The organism is Actinoallomurus purpureus (assembly GCF_024055795.1).
Classification (GTDB): domain Bacteria; phylum Actinomycetota; class Actinomycetes; order Streptosporangiales; family Streptosporangiaceae; genus Actinoallomurus; species Actinoallomurus purpureus.
This window is the reverse complement of sequence record NZ_JAMXMY010000048.1, coordinates 1-6,787: the sequence shown is the minus strand read 5'-3', so window position 1 is coordinate 6,787 and position 6,787 is coordinate 1. Positions and strand designations below refer to the sequence as shown.

The 6,787-nt window shown below is 68.6% G+C and carries 7 protein-coding genes; 4 read left to right on the top strand and 3 right to left on the bottom strand.

The features are described from left to right. Positions 1-989: 989 nt before the first annotated feature. Positions 990-2,300, bottom strand: a complete 1,311-nt coding sequence (locus tag NE236_RS43115; RefSeq protein WP_252848122.1) for a S8 family serine peptidase — start codon at positions 2,298-2,300, stop codon at positions 990-992. A 108-nt stretch (positions 2,301-2,408) separates the two neighbouring features. Between NE236_RS43115 and NE236_RS43110 the strand changes: the two genes are divergently transcribed. From NE236_RS43110 to NE236_RS43100, 3 genes are read left to right on the top strand one after another with little or no spacing between them, the layout of a single operon-like run. After that, positions 2,409-3,011 carry a hypothetical protein gene (locus tag NE236_RS43110; protein WP_252848121.1) on the top strand — a complete coding sequence of 201 codons (603 nt, stop codon included), beginning with the start codon at positions 2,409-2,411 and terminating at the stop codon, positions 3,009-3,011. After that, positions 3,008-3,589 (top strand): hypothetical protein, encoded by a 582-nt coding sequence (locus NE236_RS43105; protein ID WP_252848120.1) that lies wholly within the window; start codon positions 3,008-3,010, stop codon positions 3,587-3,589. The genes NE236_RS43110 and NE236_RS43105 overlap by 4 nt, the downstream gene beginning before the upstream one ends. Positions 3,590-3,632: 43 nt before the next feature. Next, entirely contained in the window at positions 3,633-4,397 is a 765-nt protein-coding gene (locus tag NE236_RS43100) for a hypothetical protein (protein WP_252848119.1), read from the top strand. Here the strand turns inward: NE236_RS43100 and NE236_RS43095 are convergent. Then, complete coding sequence (locus NE236_RS43095) at positions 4,312-5,574, bottom strand: hypothetical protein (RefSeq protein WP_252848118.1); 1,263 nt, start codon at positions 5,572-5,574, stop codon at positions 4,312-4,314. The genes NE236_RS43100 and NE236_RS43095 overlap by 86 nt on opposite strands. 317 nt (positions 5,575-5,891) lie before the next feature. Then, positions 5,892-6,086 carry a hypothetical protein gene (locus tag NE236_RS43090; RefSeq protein WP_252848117.1) on the bottom strand — a complete coding sequence of 65 codons (195 nt, stop codon included), beginning with the start codon at positions 6,084-6,086 and terminating at the stop codon, positions 5,892-5,894. A gap of 180 nt (positions 6,087-6,266) precedes the next feature. Here NE236_RS43090 and NE236_RS43085 point away from each other — a divergent pair, with 180 nt between their 5' ends. Next, a complete protein-coding gene (locus NE236_RS43085) occupies positions 6,267-6,509 on the top strand; it encodes a YbaB/EbfC family nucleoid-associated protein (protein WP_252848116.1) in 243 nt (80 codons plus the stop codon). Positions 6,510-6,787 lie beyond the last annotated feature (278 nt).

Below are 6,787 nucleotides of genomic sequence, written 5' to 3'. Positions count from 1 at the left end.
TCCCCCAACACGCACCCACCCCCACCAACTCACCCACCAGCACATCCACCGCCGACGCCAACGTCACCGACAGCTCAAAAAACCCCCGACCCGACCTCACCCACGAACCAAAATCAGCTTCAAAACCGGTGGTCACCACTCACCCCCGTCAGACGTTCGTCGCACCGGGCCCAGTCGGCAGAGAATGCGCGCGGCACTCACCGCGGTGCGCGACGCACCGTCACAAATGGGAGTCCGCCCGGCGCGTCGCGGATCTTTTGGCTGCTTTTCAGGCGGCTGTCGTAGGCCTTGGGGACGGAACTCGCGGCAGTTCACGCAAGTGCCGTCACGTACGCCGATCAGCGATTTATTAGCCGAACGGACCGGATCGCCCACGTCATTCGACCGCCCTCAGTGGCGATGGACTACCCAAAACCGGTCACGCCTGGTGATGCGTTCGGTCGGTTTGCGCGATCGGCGTGGGGATGCGGTCGTCCGCCAATGGCCACCTGCTATCACCACCTCGGCCGGGACCCGCGTCCACCAAAACAGCCTGTCGAGCTGGGTCCCGATCCCCGTGCTCGACTCGACGCCCGCGCGTGTTATGTCCGCGAGGTTAACTATGTTACGGGCTAGTAAACCATCGCCGAATTTGCCGCGCAATGGGCAGAACATCTGTGAATCGATCAAGAACGGCGAGTAATGCGTCACATTCACTCGTTCCCCGCACAGCGCACCAGTGGCCAGGAGCACGGCGCCGAGCAGCGCGAGGCCGCCGACGACCCAGCCGCTGCGCAGCGCGTACCAGCGGAAGCCGGTCGCGTCACCTTCGCGGTGTGCGTCCTGAGGTCAGTTCGATCGAGGCAGACGTACAGCCGGGCGCTGATCACACCGATGCAGATCTCGGGGACGCTCGGCCGGCCCGGCGTTTGAGCGAGACCGCCCCGGCGGGCCGGCGAACACGGCGGGGAACCGCCTCAGCGGCGATGATCTTGCGGAGAGGATGCCTCTCAGGTCGATCGTTCGTCGGGTGGGAGCTTGGCGCGACCTGGTCGCCAGCCGCGGCGGGCTCCGAGCGGCACGATGACGCCCGCGAACGCCACGAGCAGCGCTCCACCGATGGCGCAGACCGCGATGAGCGCGCCGAGGTCCCGGGTCCGGTGATCGATCGTCGGCGGACCGCCGATGTCGATCGGCTGCGCGCCCGCACGCTGGGACGCCGACGGGCCGGCCGTGCCGCTGACGAGGGCGGTAACGGCCTCATGCGGATTGACCATTCCCGCGCCGCTGCCCGTCCCGATGCTGCGGTCCGCCGTGGCGATGATCCGCTGCATGAGCTGGGGCGCGGTCAGATCCGGCTTGCTCGCCTTGACGAGCGCCGCGACCCCGGCGACGTACGGCGTGGAGTAGCTCGTGCCCCGGAGGCCGCCGACGTAACCGTTGCCGCTGGTGCTGATGATGTCCTCACCCGGCGCGGTCACGTCCACCTTGGACGTGGTGTTGGAGAAGTCGGTGAGGGTTCCGCTCGGGCCGACGGCGCCCACGGACAACACCCCGGGGTACGACGCGGGGTACTCCTCCTGTTCGCTCGCCTTCTTCCGCGGATCGGTGTTCCCCGCCGAAGCGACGATCAGGACGCCCTTCCTCGCCGCCTCGTGGACCGCCTGCCGCAACAGCGGGTAGTCGGTGTTGACGGCGGAGACGTTGATGATGTCCGCCCCCTCCTGCACGGCCCGCATGATGCCCTTGGCGAGCAACGTCCCGTCGTCGGGGGAGGTCTCCCCGTCCTGGATCTTGATCGAGATCAGGCGCACGTCGGGGGCCACGCCGACGAACGGGATCGCGTCGCTGTTGCGGCGGTCCTGGGCCGCGATGATGCCGGCGACCCACGTGCCGTGGCCGTAGCAGTCGGTGTTGTGGGTGTGCGTCAGGTCGATGCTCTTCACGACCCGGCCGACCAGCTGCGGATGCGACTGGTTGATGCCGCTGTCCACCACCGCGACCGTGACGCCCTTGCCCCGGGTGATCCCCCAGACGCTGGTGAAGTCGAGCCGCTGCTGCGCCCACGGAACCGTCTTCATCTGGGAGGCGGGATGCTCCTCCGGACCCTTGCAGGGCGCGATCGGAGTCGCGGTCGTGGTGGTGGTCTTGGTGACGGTGGGAGCCGGCGTCGCCTTCTTCGTCGCATGCGTGGCGTGTGTGGAGTGCGGGGTGGCGGTCGGCTTGGCGCCGGGAACGGCCCGCGCGGCCGGCATGCAGACCAGTGCCGTCAGCGCGAGCGAGCCGGCGACGGCGAGCCCCGCCCGTCGTAGACCCCCCATGTCTCGCCTCCCGGGTACGCGTCGGCCAGAGACGCACTTTAGACGATCGGCGCGCGGAGAGGTTCCCATCACCGGCAATCTGGACAGACGGCCCGTTACCATCGGCGCGTGGCCCACTCCGATCGTCCCCAGACGCCCCGCCGACGCCGAGCACGGGTCATGCTCGCCGTCATCGGCGGCGTCACGGTGACGATCGCGCTGGCCGGTGCCTTCGGAGGGCTCCGCACCCGGGCCGGCGGCCCGGCCGTCGTGAGCCCGGGAAGCACCGTGGACCAGGGGGCGTTCAAGGTCCAGGTGCTCGACGCCCGTGCCGGGCGGTTCTCCCTCGGCAGCTTCGACAAGAACGATGACAAGCTGGTCGTACGGATGCGCGTGACCAACACGGGCGACCGTTCGAACGGCGTGTCCAGCTTCATCGGCGGGATCGTCGCCGAGCCGAAGCCCGGCCACTACGCCGAGGCGGACGAAACGCGGTCGATCGGGGAACTCCCCGGCGGCGCCACCAGCGACACTCATCCGCGGCTGCCCCTGGTCGTCCAGGCGGTCTGGCCGCTCCCGGCCACCACGACGCTCCGGTCCGTCACCGTGGCGCTGCGGCAGTGGAACTACGGTCAGGGATTCACCGACGACTCGTTCTACTGGAGTGTCACGAAGTCGTCGCCGATCACCGCCAAGGTGACCGTCCCGGTCCGGATGGGAGCGACATCGTGAGCGCCCCGGTCCGAGTGGCGTCCTGGCTGACGGCCGCCGTGTTCATGGCCGCCGCGATGTGGCTCCACGCGCGCAAGCCCCATCTCGACGCCGGCCTCCAGAACCCGATCTCCACGACAGGGCGCGCCGGCACGGTCGTCGGCAACCGCGTGTTCAGCGTCGCCGTCGACCGGGTCGACGTGGCGAGCGCCATCGTCGACGACGGTCTCACCACGCGGAAGACCATGCTCAGTCCCGGTGTCTTCGTGATCGTCTATCTGCGGATCAGGAGCAACCAGAAGCCGTTCACGCCGGGCCACGTCCGGCTGGCCGCCCGGGGCGGACTGTCCTACGACGAGAGCGGCCGCACCGCCATCTCGGACACGTCCGGCACGTACGAGCCGATGCTGTGGGGGAACGCGTCGTACGTCTTCGAGATCCCCAAGGACCGTCTCGCGGGCGCACGGCTGATCGTCGGAGAGTCCGCTCCGCTCGACCAGCTGAGCGCCCAGGCGGACGTGAACCTGGGCATCGACGGCCGGAAGGCGGCCGAGCTGATCGCCCACGCGCCCCGCGACTACGTCATCAAGAAGGCGTGATGGTTCCCGTCGCACCGCCGATCGCCCGCCTTCAGGAGGTGCGATGACGTTCGATCCGTACGACGGGAGAACTCCCCGCCCGGCCGGGGCACCGTACGGCACCCCAGATCCGTATGAGGGGACGAGGCGCGACCCACGCCGGCCCGCGTACGACGAGTCGCCCCGTGGCTCCAGCGCCTCGGCTCCGGACCCGGACGGCGGTGAGGCTCAGGCCATCGCTCTCGACCGGGATCCGTACGAGGCGACCATGCGCGATCCGCTCGAGGACACGGCGCCGGATCCGCTCGGACGCGGCAAGCGCACCCGTGGACGGCGGCGACGCGCCGTCGAGGCCGTCGCGTTGCTCGTGCTGGCCCCCGGCCTGATCGTCGTACGGTGGATCGACGACAGCCACCAGGCGGCGGCACTCCAGCCGGCCGAGCACATCACGGTGGTGCGGCGCGGGCAGACCGGCCTCCTCGGCGGCGCCCAGTGGCGCGTGCTCGGCCGGGACACGACCGCCCCTGAGAAGGACGCGACGACCCCCGCCGGCGCCGTGCGCCTCAAACTGATCGTCGAGGTCCGGCCGCTCGACGCACAAGGGGTCAAGAACGCCACGGCGACCGAGTACCAGTTGCGGGACGGCGCCGGTCACGTCTGGACGGGGCTGCCCCTCGGCGCGGACCCCGTCGCGGGCCGTACGAGCCGGATCGCGGTGACCTCCGACATACCGGCCCGGCTGGTCAGCTCGGTGGTGCTGGAGATATCGCAGAAGTCATCGGCGTGGACGAGGCGGTCCTCGCTTCACGGGCTCGTCTTCGAGCACTGACGCGGGCGACCACCAAGTCGAACGCCGCCGCCATCAGGCAGACCCGCAGGGCCTGATGGACGAAGCCGACGGCGAAGTCGACGACGGACAGCCGCGTCTCCCACCACGCGACCGGGTGCGGGCCGAGAAGGTCGTAGACCCCTCGTTGGACCAGGTCCGCGCCGACCTCCAGGCCCGTGAACAGGGCACAGAAGACCCCGAAGGGGAGAATCCCCGCCCTGATGACCATCCGCAGCCCGTACACGGTCGGAAGCCACTTGTCACGCAGCTCCCGGGTGAGGACCTCGATGGGCGTACGCGGCCGGTCCATGCCGCTCGCCGCGATGATCCGCCGGGCCATCCTGCCGCTGCCGAGCGCCGCCTCCTCCGCGGCGTCGACCCCGAGGATCACTCCGGCGATCACGAGCCAGACGAGGGAGCCGAGCACCGCCTCCTTCGCCGACGGCCACAACGCGCCGATCCAGCCGAACAGAGGACCGGTCAGGTCGGCGAGCCATCCCCACGCCACCCGCGCCTGCAGCCAGCCGGTCCCGGCGTCCCGGGCCTTGTTGACGGTGAACAGGCCGAAGAGCGTCCAGTTGACCTCACAGAACGCGATCAGGACCCCGCCGAACCGCGCCCACTTCGGCTCCACCAGCCGCTCGGCGACGAACTTGGCGACGAGGAAACCCACGGTCAGCACGATCGCGATGTACGGGTGGTGCTCGATGGCGATGATCGATTTCATCGCCTCCAACTGGCCCCCGAGCCCCTGCTCTCCGAAACCGCGGCCGGTGACGCTCTGCACGAAGTCCTTCGCGTCCTGCGAGAACCAGTTCCAGGCCAGATAGAAGATCATGAAGGGCAGCAGCGCGCGCGTCAGCGCGCCGAGGATGGTCTCCTCGTCCTGCGCCGCCCACGGGGCGAGAGACTCGTCGAGCTCATGCTCCCGGACCGCCGGCAGGCCCTCCTTGACGCTGTGGACCATGACGACCGTGACCGACAGCGTGAGCATGACCGTCAGGCTGAGCACGATGATCGGGACGACCGAGTTGTGCAGGCCGAACTCGTACCCGCCGTAGAACAGGGCGTCCCTCAGCGCCTGGCCGACCGTGAACCACAGCGCGAGCGGCAACGCGAAGCGGCCGGCCAACCGGAGGGTGGTCCACGGCAGGCTCCATGGGGACAATCGGTACACAGTTCGCGATGGTAACGACTCTCCGCTCGCCTTGCCGTGAACGATTCGATGGAGCCGCAGCGCCGTGGTCTGCGTCATATGCGCTGTAAATGCGTGAGACGCCGACTACGTGACGGGTAAAGAGTCCGCAGAGTTTCGACGTCAACAGGCCGAACAGGAAGGGTGATCTCGGTGCCGGAGCCGCGAGGCTGCCCGAGCTCCACCGCGACGAGCACGCGGATCACGCAACGATGTCGGTGTGACGTGCATCGAGCACGGCGGCCGTCGATGACTCGGGGGGGCCGCCATCGTCTCGACGTCGGGCGCGTACGCCCGGCTCAGCCGCCGTCCACCTCGGACTCGGTACCGCGCGGGCGGAACAGGTTCCCGTGGGCGTCCATCCCGATCGGGAAGGCGAACCGCTCGGGGTGGTCCATCGGGATGCGCTCCTCCGGGGGGATCGCGTCCCGCTCCGCCGCCGCACGACGCAGTTGGTCAAGGACGCGACGATCGTCCTCAGAGAGCTCCGCCATCGATGTCCCCCCTTCCCACTCGGCGACTAGTTTACGCTCGGCGTGGCACATTTGGGGGCAAAGGGGACAGTGGGAACCAACCGCGGACCCGACGAATCTATCTTAGGGTCCAGGCCGTCTCGGCGTGATCGGAGGTGAACGGGCATCAGAGCAGAGCTTCACGCGCCGCTCGAAGAGCTGATGGAGGATTACTTCCGGCAGGCCAAGCCGCTCAAGGACATGCGCCGCGCACTCGACGAGGTCAGCACGACGGTGACCTGCCGTGATGGTCTGGTGACGGTCGCCGCCGACCCCCGGGGGCAGGTCCAGGACATTCGCTTTGCCCCGAAGGTCTACCGCAAGCCGCCCCTCAGTGAGCTGTCCCGCTCGATAATCGCACGCCAGGGACTATTCACGGCTACGCGAGCACTTTGGCGGGTGTAGTGCTTGGTGAATGACGAGCTGGGGTGTTTGTTCCTCCGGCATGCTCGGCGGTTTGTAATGCGTCTGTCCGAGGTGTGCGAGGTCGACCGGCAACGGCCACCCCTGGCGTACTGGTGCGGGGAATGTCTGACGGGGGTGAGTGGTGACCACGGGTTTTGAAGCTGATTTTGGTTCGTGGGTGAGGTCGGGTCGGGGGTTTTTTGAGCTGTCGGTGACGTTGGCGTCGGCGGTGGATGTGCTGGTGGGTGAGTTGGTGGGGGTGGGTGCGTGTTGGGGGA

Bases quoted from the DNA above. Each gene is read 5' to 3' on its own strand.
- NE236_RS43115 (WP_252848122.1), bottom strand. From the start codon at position 2,300: ATGGGGGGTCTACGACGGGCGGGGCTCGCCGTCGCCGGCTCGCTCGCG.
- NE236_RS43100 (WP_252848119.1), top strand. From the start codon at position 3,633: ATGACGTTCGATCCGTACGACGGGAGAACTCCCCGCCCGGCCGGGGCA.
- NE236_RS43090 (WP_252848117.1), bottom strand. From the start codon at position 6,086: ATGGCGGAGCTCTCTGAGGACGATCGTCGCGTCCTTGACCAACTGCGT.
- NE236_RS43085 (WP_252848116.1), top strand. From the start codon at position 6,267: ATGGAGGATTACTTCCGGCAGGCCAAGCCGCTCAAGGACATGCGCCGC.